This window comes from Cellvibrio sp. PSBB006 (genome assembly GCF_002162135.1).
Classification (GTDB): Bacteria; Pseudomonadota; Gammaproteobacteria; order Pseudomonadales; family Cellvibrionaceae; genus Cellvibrio.
Genome location: NZ_CP021382.1, coordinates 1,040,969 through 1,059,834, shown reverse-complemented (window position 1 = coordinate 1,059,834; position 18,866 = coordinate 1,040,969). Strand labels below are relative to the sequence as shown.

The window sequence follows — 18,866 nt, the reverse complement described above, 5'->3', positions numbered from 1 at the left end:
TATTGTAAAAATATCGGTCTCTTAATGTGTTTGATAAGAGCACCAATCGCTCCAACTGCCGGGATACAGCCGCGCTTCAATACCACTCAAATACAACGATAATAAATTTACGCAGGCTGTCACACCGGAACCGCAATAGACTACCAGGTTATGTTTATCCGGCAGGCTTTGCCAGCGCTGCTGGTGCCAATCCGCTGGTTTGATATAACCCTGTTCATTGGTAACCTCCTGCCAGGGATAATTCAGCGCGTCCGGAATATGGCCGGCGATGGGATCAATCGGTTCTTCCAGACCCGCAAAGCGCCGGGCTTCGCGAGAATCGATCAACGTCATGGAGGACTTTTGTTCCTGAATATCGTTATAGCTAACGACGTCCCGAGTAGTAAAATTCGCGCGAAAATTTCCTGCGCGTGGCGCCGGTTCCCGTCGATCCTGCATGCCCCCCAGAGCGCACCAGGCTTGATAGCCGCCATCAAGTATTGCCACATGCTCGTGACCCAGATGACGAATCAACCACCAGGCGCGTGCGGCAAAAGCCATTCGGGAATCATCGTAAACCACAATCGGTGTTTGTTGGTTCACGCCGGCACGGCGTAATTTATCGGCCAGAATGTCTGCGCCCGGTAATGGATGACGGCCACCATGCTCAGCAACCGGTGCAGATAGATCGTGTTCCAGATGAAAATACCAAGCACCGGGAATATGTCCCGCACGGTATTGTTGGTAGCCCTGGTTTTTATCCATTAAGTTAAAACGGCAATCAATAACCACCACGCCTTTGCCTATTTGTGCCTGCAATTGTTCGGCGGTAATCAGGGGTGTATTCATAAGCCTGGGTTCTGTTGATGGGAAGATAAATTTATCTTGTCACTTATGTGACCAACAGTGAAGGGCATTTATTGCACGAAAAGGTTATTTTTTGTATTGAGTGAAAGGGTTACCAATTTTTACGGTGTGGGATTGCTCCCTTGCCAACCCTCCGGTTGTTTGCCTTCGAGGTCATAGGCAAACGCGATGATGTAGGCCACCGCGATGTAAAGCGATGTGGGGATCTCATCGCCCAGCTCAAGGTTGACCAACAAATCGACCAATGCGCTGTTATCGCACAAGGGGACATTGTGCTCATTCGCAATATCAATAATCTGCTGTGCAATCGCACCGGTTCCTTTGGCACTGACATGCGGTGCATTTTTTCCATCGTAAAAAAGTGCAACGGCCTTTTGTACCTGGTCGCGGGAAAATACGTCGTCAGGATGTCGGTCGGTCATGGTTTAGCTCTCACGTTTGAATATCCACCAACGCATAGTTCAATGAGACAGAACGGCTGGGTGGCGGCCCGGTGACACATTGCAGTTGTTTCACATCCACACCCTGGGACTGTAGTTGTTGGCGCAGGCTGTCCAGGCTCGCTTGGGCCTGGGCAAGAGTCGAGGCTTGCTCTGCCCAGAGTTTGGCTGACACTGCATCATCAAGAATGGTCAGTTGGGCATAGAGACCGCCCAGGCGTGGCAGGTTGAAACTGAGCATGACCGACCATTGCTTGACCTTGTCCCGCGGATTCTCTTCATTTTTCTCGTCGTTTACCCACTCCTGATCGATGCGGATCTCCAACGGGTGTACGTCTTGCCCATAGCGCACCGGGATGTCAAACAGCCAGGACTGGGTCGGTTGTGGGCTGTCTACCTGGCTTTGTTGATGGTTCAGCGTGTGCAGTTGTTGTAACTGCACCTTCGCCAGACTGGTCAATGTGTGCTGATGTAGCAGCAGCATCAGTTGCGTGCGCAACACTTTATCACTCAGATCCAGGTTGGGACGGGCCGCCAGGTGCTGGAGCAATTGCAACGCCGTGGGAAATTGCAGCGGTGTCGGTAACGCAAACCCCGTGGATTGCAACGGACTGAATGGCAGGGGCGTGGTGGATGAGGTAGCCGACGGCGTGCTTGTAAGCGGTGTCGATGGTACTTCATTCATCGGTGGAGCCGCTTTGCCCAAGGCTTGGCCAAGTTGATTGAGCAGATGCAGCAGGGCGCCTTTGTAATCCTGGCTGATCAAGCGTTGGCTAATCGGGTTGGTTGGGATTGAGACGGGATTTTTCGTTGCCACAGATGATTCCGGGGCAGGGGAGAGGTTAGCGGCAAGCTTCTGTTCAAATTGCACACCACTGTTCTTCAACACCATGGGAAGCAGTTTGGGATTGGTCAGTTGCGGCATGGAGCGCAGTTGATCAGCCACACTGCGCAAGGCTTGTTGCACCGTGGTGGGCAGCAGTTGATCTCGCTGTTTAATAGGGAGCTGCTGCAATGGCGCCAGCGCAGCCAACAACTCCTGGGGCTTTTCCTTTTGCGGTAATAACGTGCGCAACGCCTCGGCCAGTGCGCTCTGAGCTTTTGCTTGAGCCGCCGTGTGAACTACAGATTGTTGCGCCTTGGTTATGGCGGCGAGATCGGGTTCTCCCTCTTTGGTCGTTAACGGGGAGGTGCCAGCACTGAGAGCGCTTAACAACTGCACCAGGCGTTGCTGGGTATCCAGCTTGACCGGGATCTGCTGGCCCACTTGTACCGGCTGGTCGGTATAGGTCAGCAGGGGGCGGTTGTTCAATTGTAATTGCACCAGCTTCAATGGCGGGGAAGCCAACAGTTGTTGCTGTTCCAGCAGGGTGGCGATCTGGAGTTTGATGGCCGGTGTGGCCGGCTTCTGTTGCAGCTGTGCCAGGAGTTGCTGGCTTTGCGCCAATAGCAGGTCGCGTTGTGACTGGGTGGCTGGAGCTATCTGTTCCACCACAGCCATGACCGTGCTGCCAACACTCAATCCCGTTATTTTGCTCAGGCTGGCTAATTGCTCACTCCGCATCTGTTGCATGCTGCTAAGCAGATTCTGGGTAATTGGTGGCAAATTGCTGGGCATATGTGATGGCTGCGTCAGGGTTGCGGGTAAATAAACGTGAAATCTCCGGCGGATGCTCGCTATAATCGCTCGCCTGTTTTCACCACTGAACTTGCTTGAGCTGGCTCCGAGTATAACGGCAGCAATTGCCAAATACTGAGCTTCATTCGTTGATAGACCACGAGAACGATAATTTTGACCGAGTCGCCCCTGACTTTGCCGGAAGCTTTCTCTCCGCCGTCCACGCCACTGCTGGAGTTGCGCCAGGTCTCCTGTGAACGCGATGAACGCCAGTTGTTCTCCCATCTGAGCCTGCTCGCTTACCCCGGTGAGATTATCCAGATTGTCGGCCCTAATGGCAGCGGCAAAACGACCTTGTTGCGTGCCCTGGCAGGCATCAATAACGACTATACCGGCGCGGTGTTGTGGAATGGTCAGCCGGTGTCGGATGTGGGTTGGGACTATAGCCGTAAACTGCTGTATATCGGGCACCTGCCGGGCGTCAAAAAAGCGCTGAGTCCGCTGGAAAACCTGCGCTGGTATGCCGCTATCAGCGGCATTGAATCCCGCTCCGCCATCTACACCGCCCTGGAAGCGGTGGGTCTGTATGGTTACGAAGAAACCCCGTGCTACCAGCTCTCAGCGGGTCAATTGCGCCGGGTGGCCCTGGCCCGCTTGTATCTCAGCCCGGCGCGCCTGTGGATACTCGATGAACCCTTTACGGCCATAGACAAACGCGGTGCAGCCGAACTGGAGACGCTTTTTGCCAGCCATGCAGAGCAGGGCGGTTTGATTCTCCTGACCTCCCACCAGGATCTTGCGCTGCCATCGCTCAAGCATCTGAACCTGCTGGATTTTCAGCCGGCCGGGCAACCTGGAGCCGGTGATGACTGAAGCGACCCTACAAACGGGCACCTTTGCCGTCTTCTGGGCTACCCTGCGGCGTGACCTCTTGCTGGCTGTGCGTCATCGCGCCGAGATGGTTAACCCTCTGGTGTTCTTCCTCATTGCCATTACCTTAATTCCTTTGGGCGTTAGTCCGGAAAGTAAAACCCTCGCCGCTATCGCGCCGGGTCTGATTTGGGTGATGGCGTTGCTGGCAACCTTATTATCCCTGGATGGTCTGTTCCGCAGTGACTTTGAAGACGGCTCCCTGGAGCAGATGCTCATCGGCCCACAGCCACTTTATTTCACCGTGTTAGCTAAAGTAATGGTGCATTGGCTGGTCACCGGTTTACCCTTGACCTTGATGTCCCCGCTATTGGGGGTTATGTTGGCTTTGCCGTCAGGGGGTTACGGCCCGCTATGCATAACCCTTTTACTGGGTACGGCCAGCATGAGCCTAATCGGCGCCGTCGGTGCTGCATTAACCGTGGCATTGCGTAAAGGTGGTCTGTTGTTGTCGTTAATTGTGATGCCGTTATATGTTCCGGTGCTGATCTTTGGCGCCAGTGCAGTGCACAATGCGGTGCTGGGCAGTGTCATCAACAGCCAGTTGGCTGTGTTGGGCGCATTCCTGGCGCTGGCCGTGGTGCTGGCTCCCTTGGCCGCTGCTGGCGCGTTACGCGTATCCAGTGATGGTTGATCAACAATAATAATGAGTGAGGTGAAAAACGTGGCGTGGCAATGGTTTCATCGATTGGGTTCCCCCCGCTGGTTTTACGAAAAGACCCAGGCTTGGTTGCCCTGGCTAACGGTTGTTACGCTGACGTTACTGATTGTCGGCACTGTGTGGGGTTTGGCTTTCGCCCCGGTTGATGCCAAGCAGGGCAATAGCTACCGCATTATCTATATTCACGTTCCCGCTGCCTTTCTGGCGCTGGCGGGTTATTACATCATGGCCATCAGCGGCGCTGTCGGTCTGATCTGGAAGATGAAGCTGCCCTACATGGTCATGAAATCTGCCGCACCTATCGGTGCCGCCTTGACCTTTATCTCATTGGTAACCGGCTCGATCTGGGGAAAACCTACCTGGGGAACCTGGTGGGAGTGGGATGCGCGCATTACTTCCATGCTGATTCTGTTTTTCCTCTATCTCGGCATCATGGCGTTGCAGCAGGCGTTTCATAGCCGGGATACCGGTGACAAAGCCGGCGCTATCCTGGCCCTGGTGGGTACGGTCAATATCCCCATCATCTATAAGTCAGTGGACTGGTGGTATACCTTGCATCAACCGGCGTCGATCAAATTTGTTGGTGAGTCGACCATTCACGCCAGCATGTTGTATCCACTGCTGGCTATGGTGATTGCTTTTTACTGTTTCTATGCGCTGGTGTTGTTGCTTTACACGCGCGCTGAAATCCTGCGCCGGGAAAGTCGCACCCAATGGGTGAGTGATCTGGTGGCGCAACAGGTTTCATCAGATAACAAAGACATCCCGGTCAAAGGGGGCAGCACAATATGACCTTTCAATTCGACTCCTTCGCCAGCTTTATGGTCATGAATGGTCATGGCCCGTTCGTCTGGGCGGCCTACGGTATTACCTTTGCAGTACTGGTTTATTTGCTGGTCAGCCCCTTGTTGCAGCGCAGGCAATTCCTGCGTCAACAGGCTCGACAGCAACGTGCTGCGAATAGAAATGTGTAGTTAATTTACTAAGTGGAATCGCCATGCATCCTGTGCGCAAGCAGCGTTTGATTATCGTGCTCTTTATTATTGTTTTCTCCAGTCTCGCCATCGGTTTGATGACCTATGCCCTGCGGGAAAACATTAATCTTTTCTATCCTCCCAGCAAGATCGCCGCCGGTGATGTTCCGCACAACACGCGTATTCGCGCCGGCGGTTGTGTCAAGCCGGGCAGTGTTGCCCGTGCATCGGATACTCTGTTGGTCAATTTTGTAATTACCGATGGTAGTGCCGATGTGCCGGTGACCTACAGCGGTATCCTGCCGGATCTGTTTGCCGAGGGCGAAGCAGCGGTGGTTAATGGTGTGGTCAATATGGCTGGCGTCTTTGAGGCTACCGAGGTATTGGCCAAGCACGATGAAAACTACACGCCGCCGGAAGTCGCCGAAGCCATGAAAGGTAAGGGTGAACACCAGGCAACCTGCAAGGGGATGAAATATGATTCCTGAAGTAGGCCAGTTTTCCCTCATCCTCGCCCTGTTTGTGGTATTGGCGTTGACCGTGCTGCCGTTGCTCGGCGCGCAATCGGGTAATCAATTGTTGATGTTGACCGGTCGCTCATTGGCAACCGGCTTCTTCGTGCTCATTGCCATCGCGTTTATTTGCCTGGTTTATGCCTTCGTTCACGACGACTTCTCCGTTGCCTATGTCTCCTCCAATTCCAATAGTCTGCTGCCGGTGTACTACAAGATCAGCGCCGTCTGGGGTGGCCATGAGGGTTCATTGCTGCTCTGGGTGTTGATGCTCGCCGGCTGGACACTGGCGATTGCAACCTTCAGCAAAAGCCTGCCGCTGGATATGCAGGCCCGCGTGCTGTCGGTAATGGGTTTTGTGGCGGTAGGTTTCCTGTTGTTCATGATCTTTACCTCTAATCCCTTTGAGCGCATCTTGCCGCTGGCACCGCAAGAGGGTAGTGATCTCAATCCCTTGTTGCAGGACATTGGCTTGATTATCCACCCGCCGGTGCTTTACATGGGCTATGTCGGTTTCAGCGCGACTTTTGCCTTTGCTATTGCGGCCTTGATGGCCGGTCGGCTCGACAGCGCCTGGGCGCGGTGGTCTCGGCCTTGGGCGAATATGGCTTGGGGCTTCCTGACAGTCGGTATTGCTCTGGGGAGTTGGTGGGCCTATTACGAATTGGGTTGGGGTGGCTGGTGGTTCTGGGATCCGGTGGAAAATGCATCCTTTTTGCCCTGGCTGGTGGGCACCGCTTTGATTCATTCGCTCGCCGTTACCGAAAAGCGCGGCATGTTTAAAAGCTGGACGATCTTGCTGGCCATCTTCACCTTTTCCTTGAGTCTATTGGGTACCTTTCTGGTTCGCTCCGGCGTGCTGACATCGGTTCACGCCTTTGCCAATGATCCCGAGCGCGGTGTGTTTATCCTGATATTTTTGCTGCTGGTGGTTGGCGGCTCGTTGACGTTGTATGCCTTGCGTGCGCCGGTTGTTAAAAGTCTCCCCGGCTTTAATTGGTTGTCCCGCGAGACGTTGTTGTTGGGTAACAACATCCTGCTGACCATTACCATGACAACGGTTTTACTGGGGACTCTCTATCCGCTGATCGCTGACGCCTTGGGGTGGGGCAAGATCTCGGTGGGGCCACCGTACTTTAATTTCTTCTTCCTGCCGCTGATGGGTGTGTTGTGCCTGTTGATGGCCTTGGGGCCGCTGGCGAACTGGAAGCGAACGACCGTCAGACACCTGGCACAATGGTTATGGCGGCCCTGGGTTATCAGCATGGCCATCGGGCTGATCGTTCCCTATTTCTATAACGATAATTATTCCTGGCTTGCCGCGCTCTCGGTGTTCCTCGGCAGCTGGATCTTCACAGCGCTAATCGCTGATGTCTGGCACAAGTTGCGTAACAGCAGCAATCGTTTGTCCGGCTTGAAAAAGCTCAGCCTGAGTTATCACGGGATGATCATCGCTCATGCGGGAATCGCGGTAACCCTGCTGGGTGTAACCCTGACCAGTATTTATAGTGAGCAACGCGATGTGCGCATGGCGGTTAATGAATCCCTGGCGGTCGATGATTTTGTGTTTGTCCTGCAAGAAGTGCGCAAATTTGAAGGGCCAAACTACATCGCCGATGAAGCCATTATCAGCGTGACAGAAGACGGCAAACCTATACCGGATATGAGACCGCAAAAACGTCGTTACCTAGCCGGTGGTAATGTGATGACCGAGGTGGCGCTTGAGGTTGGCTTTTTCCGGGATCTCTATGTCGCCATGGGTGAACCATTGAACGATGGTGCCTGGGCGATGCGCGTGCATTTCAAACCCTTTGTGCGCTGGATCTGGTTGGGTGCGTTGATGATGGCCTTCGGGGCAACGCTATCTGTGGCCGATAAACGCTACCGCAAAAGGCAGGCCGCTAACACATCACAACCCGTGTCGATACCGCAGGATCTTGAAACAGGAGTTGCCCGTTAAATGTTGCCGCAACGCCTCAAACTGTTTATTCCGCTGATTGTTTTTGTCGTGCTGGCAATATTGTTCTGGCGCGGACTGTCGCTGGACCCGAACGCTATGCCCTCGGCGTTGATTGATAAACCGGTACCAGCGTTTAATCTGCCGATGCTCGAAAACACTGACCGAATGGTTGACCAGGATATCTTCAAAGGCAAAGTCAGTCTGTTGAATGTCTGGGCCACCTGGTGCCCGACCTGTTATGCCGAGCACGACTTTCTGGTTACCCTGGCAGAGAAGGGCGTACCTATCTACGGTGTGAATTACAAAGACGATGTGCCGGCTGCGCAGAAGTGGTTAAAAGAATTGCACAATCCCTACGTCCTCAGTGTGGTAGACGCGGACGGCCGCCTGGGTGTGAACCTCGGCGTTTTTGGTGCGCCGGAAACCTATGTGATCGATAAGGAAGGCATTATTCGTTACAAACACATTGGTGTGGTGGATGAAAAAGTCTGGACGCAAACCCTGCTACCCTTTATGGCGCAATATGAGTAAGCAAAACAAAGCCGACTTGATTCGCATCAAACTCCGGGCAGCGAACTTGCCATAAGCTGTAAGCATCTGCCATAACCAACAGGTGCTGTCATGTATATGGATTGGGTAATCGTGTCGAGTTTGATTGTCGTTGCTTTGACCTGTGCAATTGTGGTCTATATCAGCGTGTATGCGCTGAAGAAGATTCGCAAGGAAATTGAGCGCACCACCGCCGAACTTGAGATAAACGGCAAAAAATAGTCAGGGCAGAATACAAAACAGACAGGCATAAAAAAGCCCCGGATGACGGGGCTTTTTTATTGGTTCGTTAAAAACCAGGAATAGTGGCGGACCGGACGGGACTCGAACCCGCGACCTCCGGCGTGACAGGCCGGCATTCTAACCGACTGAACTACCGGTCCGCAGAAAAAACACTTTTTACCTTGTGAGTAACAAGTGGTGGGCGGTACAAGACTCGAACTTGTGACCCATGCCTTGTAAGGGCATTGCTCTACCAACTGAGCTAACCGCCCGTTCAGGTGGTGCGTATTCTAACGATAAGAATACAAGGGTCAATCATTTTTTCATGCGGATTAAAAAATTTATGCTTGCGTTTCAGTGGCTTGATGAAAATTTGTTCGTTATCTTCGGCTTTTGATCAACCGACGTGCATGCTCGCCACTGGCAAACCCAGCTTGTATACTCCGCCCTTTATCTTGCTATGAGGCAGCCACCATGTCGGGGCGTTGGATTCTTTTGTTTACCTTGTTGTTAACAGCCGGCGCAGCTGTTGCTGCGATTGATGTCCACGAATTTGATAATGATGTCGAGCGTCAGCGCTATCAGAGTTTTATCGACGAAATGCGCTGCCCCAAATGTCAGAACCAGAATTTATCCGGTTCTGATTCGCCGATTGCCGAAGATTTACGGCGCGAACTCTACGCGATGATCCAGGACGGTCGTTCCGATAAAGAGATCGTGGATTTTATGGTGGAGCGCTACGGCGATTACATTCTGTATCGTCCGCGCTTAACACCGGCCACCGTGATGTTATGGGTGGGGCCTGCCGTATTATTTCTGGCGGGTTTGATCATTCTGATTGTGATTGTGCGGCAGCGTCGGCGCGACGTGTTGCTGAAGGGTCCGGTAGCCCTCGATTCAGAAGAGCAATCTCGCCTGGCTGCCTTGCTGCGCGACTCGGAGCTCCACACCAGTGAAACCAATAACAATAAACCTTCTGACTCATCAGAACCTTCTAATAAGGAATCCCGCTCATGATGCCATTGTGGTCCGCCATGGCGGCGCTCTCCCTGCTGGCTGCTGTCTTTATTCTCTGGCCATTGTGGCGTCACCGGAAGCAGTTGCAGACTAACAGCGCGTCTGACTCAGCCGCTGCTCGTCTTCAGGAAAATATTGCGTTATTTCGTGAGCATATGCGCGATCTGGACAACGCGCTTGCAGAAGGGCGTATCGACGCGGAACAGTATGCCCAACTGAAGTTGGAGCAGGAGCGCACATTGCTGGACGATGAGGCGAGTGCCCGCGCTGCCGCGAGCCAATTTAATCTGGGGTTCGGTAACAGAAGTCTGGTATTTATCGCGGTGCTGATCATTGCTTGCGGCTTTTTGTTGTATCGCGAACTGGGTAGCAGTGCGGATGTGCATATTCAACAATTGCAGGTGGAGAAGTCGCGCCTGGATTATCAGGATCTGCTGCATAACCGCAACCCGGACCCGGCTCGCACGAGGGCGTTCATTCAGGAATTGGAAGAGCGGGTGGAGCAAGAGCCGGATAATCTTCAATACTGGTTTTTGCTCGCGCGCAATGCGCTTGAGGTTGCCGATTACGCCAAGGCTGTCACCGCTTACCAACGCACTCTCGCGCTTGATCCTGGCGCAGCGATCGTGATGGCTGAACTGGCCCAGGCCATGTTCCTGCGTGACCAGAATCAGATGAGCCCGGCGATTGCAGAGCTAGCCCAAAAAGCCTTACAGGCTGATGCCCGAAACACAACCGCCCTGGGATTGGCGGGTATCAATGCTTTCCAGCAAGAAGATTTTCGCGCTGCTGCCCGTTATTGGCAGCAGGCCGTCGATATCATGGGACCGGACGCGCCGGGTGCCCGTGCACTGCAAGGCGGTGTCGCGCGAGCGCAGCAAGAAGCTGCAAACCAATCGGGAGGCAGTGAACCGGCAGCCTCGGGAAAATCTATCAGCCTCAAAGTCAGCTTGGCTGAGGGCGTTAATGCGGCAGCGGATCAATTGGTTTACGTCTATGCGAGAGCCTGGCAAGGTTCGCGGATGCCGCTGGCGATTACCCGCATCAAAGTCGTTGATTTGCCAGCAACAATTATCCTTGATGAAACTATGGCCATGTCAACAATGGCGTCGCTTGCTCAGGCAGATCGTGTAGAAGTCGTGGCAAGAATCTCGGAGGATGGCAGTGCAACAGCAAAAGCTGGCGACTGGCAGGTAAGTGCAGGGCCTCTGGAAATGGAAGCTTTGCCCGAGGTTACCGAGCTGGTAATTGCTGAGAAATTAACCGAATAATAAAAAGAGTGGTGTCCTCCATCTCTGCCGGCAGCGGCTGTATAAACCTCCGTACGCGCTGTCGGGCAGAAAATCCTGCGAAAAACACGTTTTGTCTGTGAAACAACCCCGAAGGCGGGGTGTAAAGCGCAGTGCAAGTGTGTAGAATTCTGGCCTTTATGCGGTTGTTGGACTGATCCTTTAGACTGCTCAAAAAATATAACGAAATCAAATAGCTAGCTCGTTGCTTTCACACGGCGATGAAGATCTACCGAGGTTTCGTCAAGTTTGGCTGTTAGCGCCATTTTTTTAAGCAAATTTGATTACAAGAGCGACACGGACATATGCGGCTAAAGTGCATCAAGCTGGCAGGCTTTAAATCCTTCGTTGACCCGACGACGGTTAACTTTCCCAGCAATCTTTGCGCGGTGGTAGGCCCTAACGGTTGTGGCAAATCCAATATTATCGACGCCGTGCGTTGGGTAATGGGTGAATCTTCCGCGAAGAATCTGCGCGGCGAAAACATGACCGACGTTATCTTCAATGGGTCCAGTGGTCGCAAGCCCATCGGCCAGGCCTCCATTGAATTGGTGTTTGACAATAGCGACGGGACTCTCCTCGGCGAATACGCCAGCTTCACCGAAATATCGATCAAACGTAAAGTGACCCGCGACGGGCAAAACCTTTACTATCTCAACGGCGCCAAATGCCGCCGCCGCGATATCACCGACATCTTCCTCGGCACCGGTCTCGGTCCGCGCAGTTACGCCATCATCGAACAGGGCATGATCTCTCGCTTGATTGAAGCCAAGCCGGAAGATCTGCGGGTTTACATCGAAGAAGCGGCAGGCATCTCCAAATACAAGGAGCGTCGCCGTGATACGGAAAACCGTATTCGCCGAACCATGGAAAACCTTGAGCGCCTGACGGACATTCGCGATGAGTTGGAGCGGCAATTGTCCCGCCTGCAGCGTCAGGCCCAGGCGGCTGAAAAATATACTGAATACAAAAAAGAAGAGCGCTTGCTGAAAGCCCAGGTCCAGGCGCTTAAATACCAGCAGCTGGATCAGCAGGCCAAGGTCAAGCAAGAAGCTATCCGGGATCTGGAACTGCGTATGGAGTCGTTCATCACCAATCAGGTGAATAAAGATACCCAGATCGAAAAATATCGCGCGCAGTACACGGAGCTGGGCGACAAATTCAATGAAGTCCAGGGCCGCTACTATGCTATCGGCGCGGACATCGCACGACTGGAGCAAAGCATTCAGCATGCCCAGGAGCGTTCCCGCCAACTGCAAACTGACCTCGACCAGACCAACCGCGACTGTAAGGAAGCGGAAGAAAGTCTGCTGATCGATGCGCAAAAGGCGGAAGCCTGGGAAGCTGAACTGCTGGAACTGGAGCCGGAACTGGAACTGGTCAAGGCCGCTGAAGAAAGCTCCGGCGATGTACTTTTGGCTTCCGAAGAGGCCATGCAGCGCTGGCAAAACGAGTGGGATGCATTCAACCAGCGCGCGGCCGAGCCGCGTCAGAAAGCGGAAGTGCAGCAATCCCGCATTCAACACCTGGAGCAGGTGCAACAGCGCCTGTTGCAGCGCATTGAAAAGCTCAAAGACGAAAAAGCCAATCTGGTCGATGGCTCTGAGGATGACGAGATCGGTCAACTGACTGAGCAATTGGCAGAGTTGGACCTGGCTGCCGATGAGAAACGCAGCCGTGTTGATGCCCTGACCGAGCAACTCGATCAGCAGCGTAACGACAATAATCGCTTTACTAATGAACTCGATCAGGTGCGCAGCAAACTGCAAAGCATGCGCGGCCGCCATGCTTCGTTAGAAGCGCTGCAACAGGCAGCGCTCGGTGAGAAAAACAAAGCCGTTACCCAATGGCTGGAGACCCAACAGCTACTGAACCAGCCGCGCCTTGCCGAAACCCTCAAGGTAGCTGATGGCTGGGATACTGCCCTGGAAACGGTATTGGGCAATACCTTGCAAGCGGTATGTGTCGACAACCTGGATGCGGTCAAGGATGTGCTGGGTAATCTTACCCAGGGCGAACTTGTGCTGTTTGATACCCAGGCCAGCGTCGCCAGCAGCAACGCAAGCAAGGGTAATTTATTGAGCGCCAAGGTCACAGCACCCTGGGATGTGGCCGGTCTGCTGGATGGCATCTATGCGGCGGACGACCTCGTCGCTGCCTTGCAATTGCGTTCGCAACTGTCCGCCCACGAGTCCGTCATCACCAAAGATGGCATCTGGCTCGGTCCACATTGGTTGCGTGTCGCGCGCGACAGTGATGCCAGCTCCGGTGTCATTGCCCGGCGTCAGGAGCTGGAAGAGTTAAACGCGGCCATTGCGGAGGCGGAGGAGCAGGTTGACTCCCTCAGTCAACAATTGGAGCAGGGTCGCGAGTCGCTCAAGCACATTGAACAACAACGGGAAACCCTGCGTCGCGAAGCAGAAGAGCAGGGCCGTCGCTATGGTGAAGTGCGTTCGCAATTGAGTGCCAAGCAAGTGCGCCTGGAGCAGATCAACATGCGGCGCGAGCGTGCCGAGGCGGAAATCCGCGAAGCGCGCGAGCAAATGGAACAGGAAGCCGAACATTTATCCGAAGCGCGGATGATCCTCAGCGAAGCCATCGAGATGATGGAGCAGGACACGGATCAGCGCGAGAAATTGCTGCAAGAGCGCGATAATATTCGTAGCGGTCTGGATCAGGCGCGGCAGCGTGCCCGTCACGACAAAGACAAAGCCCATGAGCTGGCCATGCGCTATCAGTCGGTAAAAACCCAACTCGATAGCATTCGCTTGGGTATTGGTCGCCTGCGTGAGCAGACAGCGCGGTTGCAGGAACGGCGCGAGCAACTCACCTTATCCCTGAGCGATAACCGCGATCCTATCGAAGAATACAAACTTGAGTTGGAGGCTTGTCTCTCCAAACGTTTGTCAGTGGAAGCGGCATTGACAGAAGCGCGCCGCGAACTGGAGACGGTTGAGCATGAGCTGCGCAATGTTGAACAGGCGCGCAACCGGGCAGAGCAGGAAGTACAGGCTGTGCGTTCGCACCTGGAGCAGGAGCGTCTTGCTGCACAAATGTTTGAGGTTCAGCGTGCGGGTATTGCCCAACAACTGGAAGAAGATAATCTCGACCTCCAACAACTTCTAGCAGAGATGCCTGAAGGTTCCGAGATCAAACCACTGGAAGAAGAACTTGAAAGTGTTGCGGGCAGAATCAATCGTCTGGGCCCGATTAATCTTGCGGCTATCGACGAATACAAAACGGAATCCGAGCGTAAGAATTATCTGGATGCACAGAATGCCGATTTGATGGAGGCACTGGAAACTCTGGAAAACGCGATCAAACGTATTGATCGTGAAACCCGCACCCGCTTCAAGGAAACCTTTGACCAGGTCAACAAAAGTTTGCAGGAACTGTTTCCCAAAGTGTTCGGCGGCGGCCATGCCTACCTGGAACTTACCGGAGAGGATTTACTCGATACCGGTATTGCGATCATGGCGCGCCCGCCAGGCAAACGTAATAGCACCATTCATTTGCTTTCCGGTGGAGAAAAAGCACTCACGGCTATTGCGCTGGTTTTCTCCATCTTCCGCCTGAACCCGGCACCTTTCTGTATGCTGGACGAAGTGGACGCACCTCTGGATGACGCCAACGTCGGTCGCTACGCGCGTATGGTTGAAGAGATGTCTGAACACGTGCAATTTATTTACATCACGCATAACAAGATTGCGATGGAGATGGCCCACCAGCTGATGGGTGTCACCATGCATGAACCCGGTGTTTCGCGTCTGGTTACCGTGGACGTTGACGAGGCGGCAGAACTGGCAGCTATATAACAGCTGCCGGGATTCCACCAGAACCAGTTGCGATTTTATAGATTGAATCTTATCAACGGATAACATCATGCAAGAATGGGTAACCGTCATCATTGTGCTTCTCATCCTCGCGATTTTGCTGGATGGTGTACGGCGCATGCGAATCAATCAGCGGGATAAAATTCGTATGTCCCGCTCCATCCACAAACAGGGCGGCGCTGAAGCAACCAAAGAATACACCAGTGAATTGCCTAACGGCGGTGCCCGTGTTGTGGGTTATCGTGAAGTACCGCAAGGCTCTACTGTTCGCCCACCGCGCAAGCCAGCTGTCCCCGCTAATGCGACGCGTGAGCAACGTCGCGCGCCGGAACAAACCCGACTGAATCTTGATGAAGCTGTGCCCTTGCTGATGGAATCCGTATCCGAAGATGTCCTGATGCGCGATCAAAAAGACGAGCAGGATGCGGTTGCGAAAGTACGTTCAGATAATCAGCGCATCAGTGATCAGCAGCGTATCGAGCCAACATTTTCCGCGCTCGATGGCGAAGAACCCTATGGCAGTGCCACTAATAGCAACTCTCGCACCGCGCAATCTCATCACGATGACGATCATGACGATTATCACTTTGCCGAACGCGGTAGCGAAAGCGATGAACTGGACTACATTGAAACAGATAATCGCGAAGATGACGAATATCCCGACGAGCATGATGCTGAAACAGATGATGTCGATGATGATTACGCCGATGACTACGACGGCGAAGATTATGATGGCGAAGACTACGACGATGACGACGATTATGATGAGGACTACGATGAGTCTGAGGAGGCCCCGGTTTCAACCCAGCCTCCTCAAGAACCGGAAGAAGTCCTGATCATCAATGTGATGTCGATGAAAGGCGAGTTTTTTAATGGTGCGGCACTGTTGGACATCATCCTTAAATGCGGCATGCGCTATGGCGATATGAATATTTTCCATCGCTACAGTGACAATAAAGGCGAGGGCGCCTTGTTATTCAGCATGGCGAATATGGTCAAACCCGGCACCTTCGATCTTGATGCGATGGACAACTTTGAAACACCGGGAGTCAGTCTATTCATGACCTTGCCGATCAATGCCGACAGCATGGCATCTTTTGATTTAATGGCGGATACGGCGCGCGCTATCGCCGAAACCCTCGGCGGTGAACTTAAAGATGAACAGCGCAGTGTTATGACACGGCAAACTATCGAACACTGCCGGCAACGCATTCGCGATTATGAACTGAAAAAACTGTCGCGCAGTCGCCACTAAGCCGACAGCTTTTATTGCACAAGGATGTGTGAAAAACCTTTTGTACAGCCTCTCGGAAGCGCACTACCCATGTCGACACCCGCTCCCAATATTGTCACTGAAGCCGAGCAATTGCGCGCAGAGATTCACGACCACAATTATCGCTACTACGCCCTTGATGAGCCGCAAGTGCCGGATGCGGAATATGACCGCCTGATGCTGCGCCTGCGTGAAATCGAAAGCCAATACCCACAACTGATTACGCCAGATTCACCCACACAACGGGTTGGGGCGGCGCCACTCAGTGCCTTCGCGACTGTACAGCATGAAATGCCCATGTTGTCTCTCGATAACGCGTTCAGTGATGAAGAACTCATCAACTTTAATCGCCGGATTCAGGAGCGGTTAAAGCATACCGATCACATCGAATTTGCCTGTGAAGTCAAGCTGGATGGCATTGCCGTCAGCCTGTTGTATCGCGATGGCATCCTCGTGCGCGGCGCAACGCGCGGCGATGGCGCACGCGGCGAAGACATTACCCAGAATGTGCGTACGATTGATTCCATTCCGCTACGGTTACGCGGCACAGGTTTTCCTTCAGTACTGGAAGTGCGCGGCGAGATTTACATGCCCAAATCCGGTTTTGAAAAAATGAACAACCAGGCGCGGGAGAAAGGTGAAAAACTTTTTGTGAATCCGCGCAATGCCGCAGCGGGAAGCCTGCGTCAATTGGACCCGCGTATTACGGCATCCCGCCCGCTGGAAATGTGTGCCTACAGCGTCGGACTTGTCGACGGCGTGCCGGCTGAACATCCCTGGCCAACCCGCCACAGCGATATTCTTTATGCGTTACGCGACTGGGGTTTCCTGATCAACCGTGAAATGGTCGTGGCAAAAGATATCGATGAATGTATTGCGTATTACCGCAAGATTCAGGATAAACGCATGTCGTTGACCTACGACATTGACGGTATTGTCTTTAAAGTTAATCAGCGTGAGCTGCAAGAAAAATTAGGTTTTATCTCCCGCGCGCCGCGCTGGGCCATTGCCTATAAATTTCCTGCCCAGGAAGAAATGACCCAGTTGCTTGATGTGGAATTCCAGGTAGGGCGCACCGGGGCAGTGACACCTGTAGCCCGCTTGCAACCCGTGTTTGTCGGTGGCGTAACCGTATCCAATGCGACCTTGCACAATCGTGATGAGATCCAGCGACTGGGTTTGAAGATCGGTGATACGGTGATTGTGCGCCGTGCCGGTGATGTGATTCCGCAAATCGTCGGTATTGTCGACACCAAACGTCCCGAAAACGCGCGCGACGTTGTCTTTCCAGACCATTGCCCGGTGTGTGGCTCGCCGGTTGAAACGGTGCCTGGCGAAGCTGTGGCTCGTTGTGATGGTGGTTTGATTTGTCCGGCACAACGCAAAGAAGCGATCAAGCATTTTGCTTCGCGCAAAGCCATGGATGTCGAAGGGCTGGGCGACAAACTGGTCGAGCAATTGGTGGATCAGGGCTATATCAAAGCGGTTGCGGACCTGTATCAGCTGACGCGCGAGCAACTCGCTGGCCTGGAGCGGATGGGTGAAAAATCAGCCGATAATTTATTAAATGCATTGGAAAAAAGTAAGCAAACCACGCTGGAAAAATTTATCTATGCGTTGGGCATTCGTGAAGTCGGTGAAGCAACCGCACGTAATCTCGCGTTACATTTTGGCAACTACGCTGCTTTATCAAATGCCACGGAAGATGCTCTGCAAGAAGTGGCGGATGTCGGCCCGGTGGTTGCTCATTTTGTGGCAGAATTTTTCCAGCAGGAACACAACCGTGAGGCCGTTACTGCTCTAAAAGCGGCGGGTGTAACCTGGGAAGATCGCGATCAGCCGGTGAATACCGCTGATTTGCCACTGAAAGGTTTAACCTACGTATTGACCGGTACCTTGGAAGCCATGAGTCGCGATGATGCAAAGGCACATCTGTTGGCATTGGGAGCCAAGGTCGCGGGCAGCGTATCGGCGAAAACAGATTACGTGGTGGCGGGGCCCGGCGCTGGCTCCAAATTGCAAAAAGCAGAAGAATTGAATATCCCGGTACTGGACGAGGCGGGTTTACTCGCCCTATTACAACAACACCAACGGGCGGTCTGATGCATATCAAAACGATTTTGGTTGGGCTCTTGGTTATCAGCGGCTTTTTACTGGGCGGTTGCGCTAACGTGCCGCCGGCAAAACCCAATAATATTTGCGATATCTTTGACGATAAGTCGGATTGGTACAAATACGCACGCAAGTCGGAAAAACGCTGGGGCTCCACCATTCCGGTGATGATGGCCATCATGTATCAGGAATCGCAGTTTGTGCACAATGCGCGGACTAAACGCACGAAAATCCTGTGGGTGATTCCTGGGCCACGTAAAAGCAGTGCCTTCGGTTATGCGCAGGTGAAAAACGAAACCTGGTACGAATACCAAAAAAGCAGCGGCAATAACTGGTCGCGCCGCGATCGCTATCAGGATGCTGTTGATTTTATCGGCTGGTACAACGCGCAAAGTCAAAAACGCAGCAAAATCCGTTTGAATGACGCTTACAATCTTTATCTGGCGTATCACGAAGGGCACGGCGGTTTTAATCGCGGAACCTACAAGAAAAAAACCTGGTTACGTAACACCGCCCAGCAAGTCGCCAATCGCGCCGCCATGTACTCGCGTCAATTACCGCAGTGTGAGGGTCGCTTGAAGGGCCCCTGGTGGTGGCCGTTTTAACGTTGTTAATAGATAGATGTTCGTT

17 protein-coding genes and 2 tRNA genes are annotated in these 18,866 nt (G+C 53.2%); 14 read left to right on the top strand and 5 right to left on the bottom strand.

What is annotated here, in order from left to right; translation table 11 throughout:
• Positions 1–21: 21 nt before the first annotated feature.
• The 3 genes from CBR65_RS04365 to CBR65_RS04355 all read right to left on the bottom strand — a co-directional run bounded on the left by CBR65_RS04365 (position 22) and on the right by CBR65_RS04355 (position 2,904).
• Positions 22–828 (bottom strand): sulfurtransferase, encoded by an 807-nt coding sequence (locus CBR65_RS04365; protein WP_087465723.1) that lies wholly within the window; start codon positions 826–828, stop codon positions 22–24.
• A gap of 119 nt (positions 829–947) precedes the next feature.
• On the bottom strand, positions 948–1,268 hold the full coding sequence (locus CBR65_RS04360) for an EscU/YscU/HrcU family type III secretion system export apparatus switch protein (protein ID WP_087465722.1): 321 nt from the start codon (positions 1,266–1,268) through the stop codon (positions 948–950).
• A 10-nt stretch (positions 1,269–1,278) separates the two neighbouring features.
• Positions 1,279–2,904 carry a flagellar hook-length control protein FliK gene (locus CBR65_RS04355; protein WP_157671973.1) on the bottom strand — a complete coding sequence of 542 codons (1,626 nt, stop codon included), beginning with the start codon at positions 2,902–2,904 and terminating at the stop codon, positions 1,279–1,281.
• A gap of 174 nt (positions 2,905–3,078) precedes the next feature.
• Between CBR65_RS04355 and ccmA the strand changes: the two genes are divergently transcribed.
• The 8 genes from ccmA (at position 3,079) to CBR65_RS04315 (ending at position 8,712) form a co-directional block, all read left to right on the top strand.
• Positions 3,079–3,777: a cytochrome c biogenesis heme-transporting ATPase CcmA gene (ccmA, locus tag CBR65_RS04350; RefSeq protein ID WP_232461349.1), complete on the top strand. Its 699-nt coding sequence runs from the start codon at positions 3,079–3,081 to the stop codon at positions 3,775–3,777.
• A complete protein-coding gene (gene ccmB / locus CBR65_RS04345; protein WP_087465720.1) occupies positions 3,770–4,468 on the top strand; it encodes a heme exporter protein CcmB in 699 nt (232 codons plus the stop codon). The genes ccmA and ccmB overlap by 8 nt, the downstream gene beginning before the upstream one ends.
• Positions 4,469–4,498: 30 nt before the next feature.
• Positions 4,499–5,287 (top strand): heme ABC transporter permease, encoded by a 789-nt coding sequence (locus tag CBR65_RS04340; protein ID WP_087468918.1) that lies wholly within the window; start codon positions 4,499–4,501, stop codon positions 5,285–5,287.
• Positions 5,284–5,469, top strand: a complete 186-nt coding sequence (gene ccmD, locus CBR65_RS04335; RefSeq protein ID WP_087465719.1) for a heme exporter protein CcmD — start codon at positions 5,284–5,286, stop codon at positions 5,467–5,469. The genes CBR65_RS04340 and ccmD overlap by 4 nt, the downstream gene beginning before the upstream one ends.
• Positions 5,470–5,492: 23 nt before the next feature.
• Positions 5,493–5,957, top strand: a complete 465-nt coding sequence (ccmE, locus tag CBR65_RS04330; RefSeq protein WP_087465718.1) for a cytochrome c maturation protein CcmE — start codon at positions 5,493–5,495, stop codon at positions 5,955–5,957.
• Positions 5,947–7,941, top strand: a complete 1,995-nt coding sequence (locus tag CBR65_RS04325) for a heme lyase CcmF/NrfE family subunit (RefSeq protein ID WP_087465717.1) — start codon at positions 5,947–5,949, stop codon at positions 7,939–7,941. The genes ccmE and CBR65_RS04325 overlap by 11 nt, the downstream gene beginning before the upstream one ends.
• Positions 7,942–8,472, top strand: coding sequence for a DsbE family thiol:disulfide interchange protein (locus CBR65_RS04320; RefSeq protein WP_087465716.1), 531 nt, complete (start codon positions 7,942–7,944; stop codon positions 8,470–8,472).
• 90 nt (positions 8,473–8,562) lie between these two features.
• Positions 8,563–8,712, top strand: a complete 150-nt coding sequence (locus tag CBR65_RS04315) for a DUF3149 domain-containing protein (protein ID WP_087465715.1) — start codon at positions 8,563–8,565, stop codon at positions 8,710–8,712.
• Positions 8,713–8,796: 84 nt separating this feature from the next.
• Here CBR65_RS04315 and CBR65_RS04310 read toward each other — a convergent pair.
• Together CBR65_RS04310 and CBR65_RS04305 are read right to left on the bottom strand one after the other, a co-directional pair.
• Positions 8,797–8,873: transfer RNA gene (locus tag CBR65_RS04310), tRNA-Asp, on the bottom strand.
• A 35-nt stretch (positions 8,874–8,908) separates the two neighbouring features.
• A tRNA-Val gene (locus tag CBR65_RS04305) sits at positions 8,909–8,984 on the bottom strand.
• Between the two features lie 202 nt (positions 8,985–9,186).
• Here CBR65_RS04305 and CBR65_RS04300 point away from each other — a divergent pair.
• From CBR65_RS04300 to CBR65_RS04275, 6 genes are all read left to right on the top strand, one after another.
• Complete coding sequence (locus CBR65_RS04300; protein ID WP_087465714.1) at positions 9,187–9,729, top strand: cytochrome c-type biogenesis protein; 543 nt, start codon at positions 9,187–9,189, stop codon at positions 9,727–9,729.
• Positions 9,726–11,000 (top strand): c-type cytochrome biogenesis protein CcmI, encoded by a 1,275-nt coding sequence (gene ccmI / locus CBR65_RS04295; protein ID WP_087465713.1) that lies wholly within the window; start codon positions 9,726–9,728, stop codon positions 10,998–11,000. The genes CBR65_RS04300 and ccmI overlap by 4 nt, the downstream gene beginning before the upstream one ends.
• Positions 11,001–11,323: 323 nt before the next feature.
• On the top strand, positions 11,324–14,833 hold the full coding sequence (gene smc, locus CBR65_RS04290) for a chromosome segregation protein SMC (protein ID WP_087465712.1): 3,510 nt from the start codon (positions 11,324–11,326) through the stop codon (positions 14,831–14,833).
• A gap of 67 nt (positions 14,834–14,900) precedes the next feature.
• Positions 14,901–16,106: a cell division protein ZipA gene (gene zipA, locus CBR65_RS04285; protein ID WP_087465711.1), complete on the top strand. Its 1,206-nt coding sequence runs from the start codon at positions 14,901–14,903 to the stop codon at positions 16,104–16,106.
• Between the two features lie 69 nt (positions 16,107–16,175).
• Entirely contained in the window at positions 16,176–18,227 is a 2,052-nt protein-coding gene (gene ligA / locus CBR65_RS04280; RefSeq protein WP_087465710.1) for an NAD-dependent DNA ligase LigA, read from the top strand.
• The gene (locus tag CBR65_RS04275) at positions 18,227–18,841 is read left to right on the top strand and encodes a transglycosylase SLT domain-containing protein (protein WP_087465709.1); all 615 of its coding nucleotides are present in this window, start codon (positions 18,227–18,229) and stop codon (positions 18,839–18,841) included. The genes ligA and CBR65_RS04275 overlap by 1 nt, the downstream gene beginning before the upstream one ends.
• The last annotated feature ends 25 nt before the right edge of the window (positions 18,842–18,866 follow it).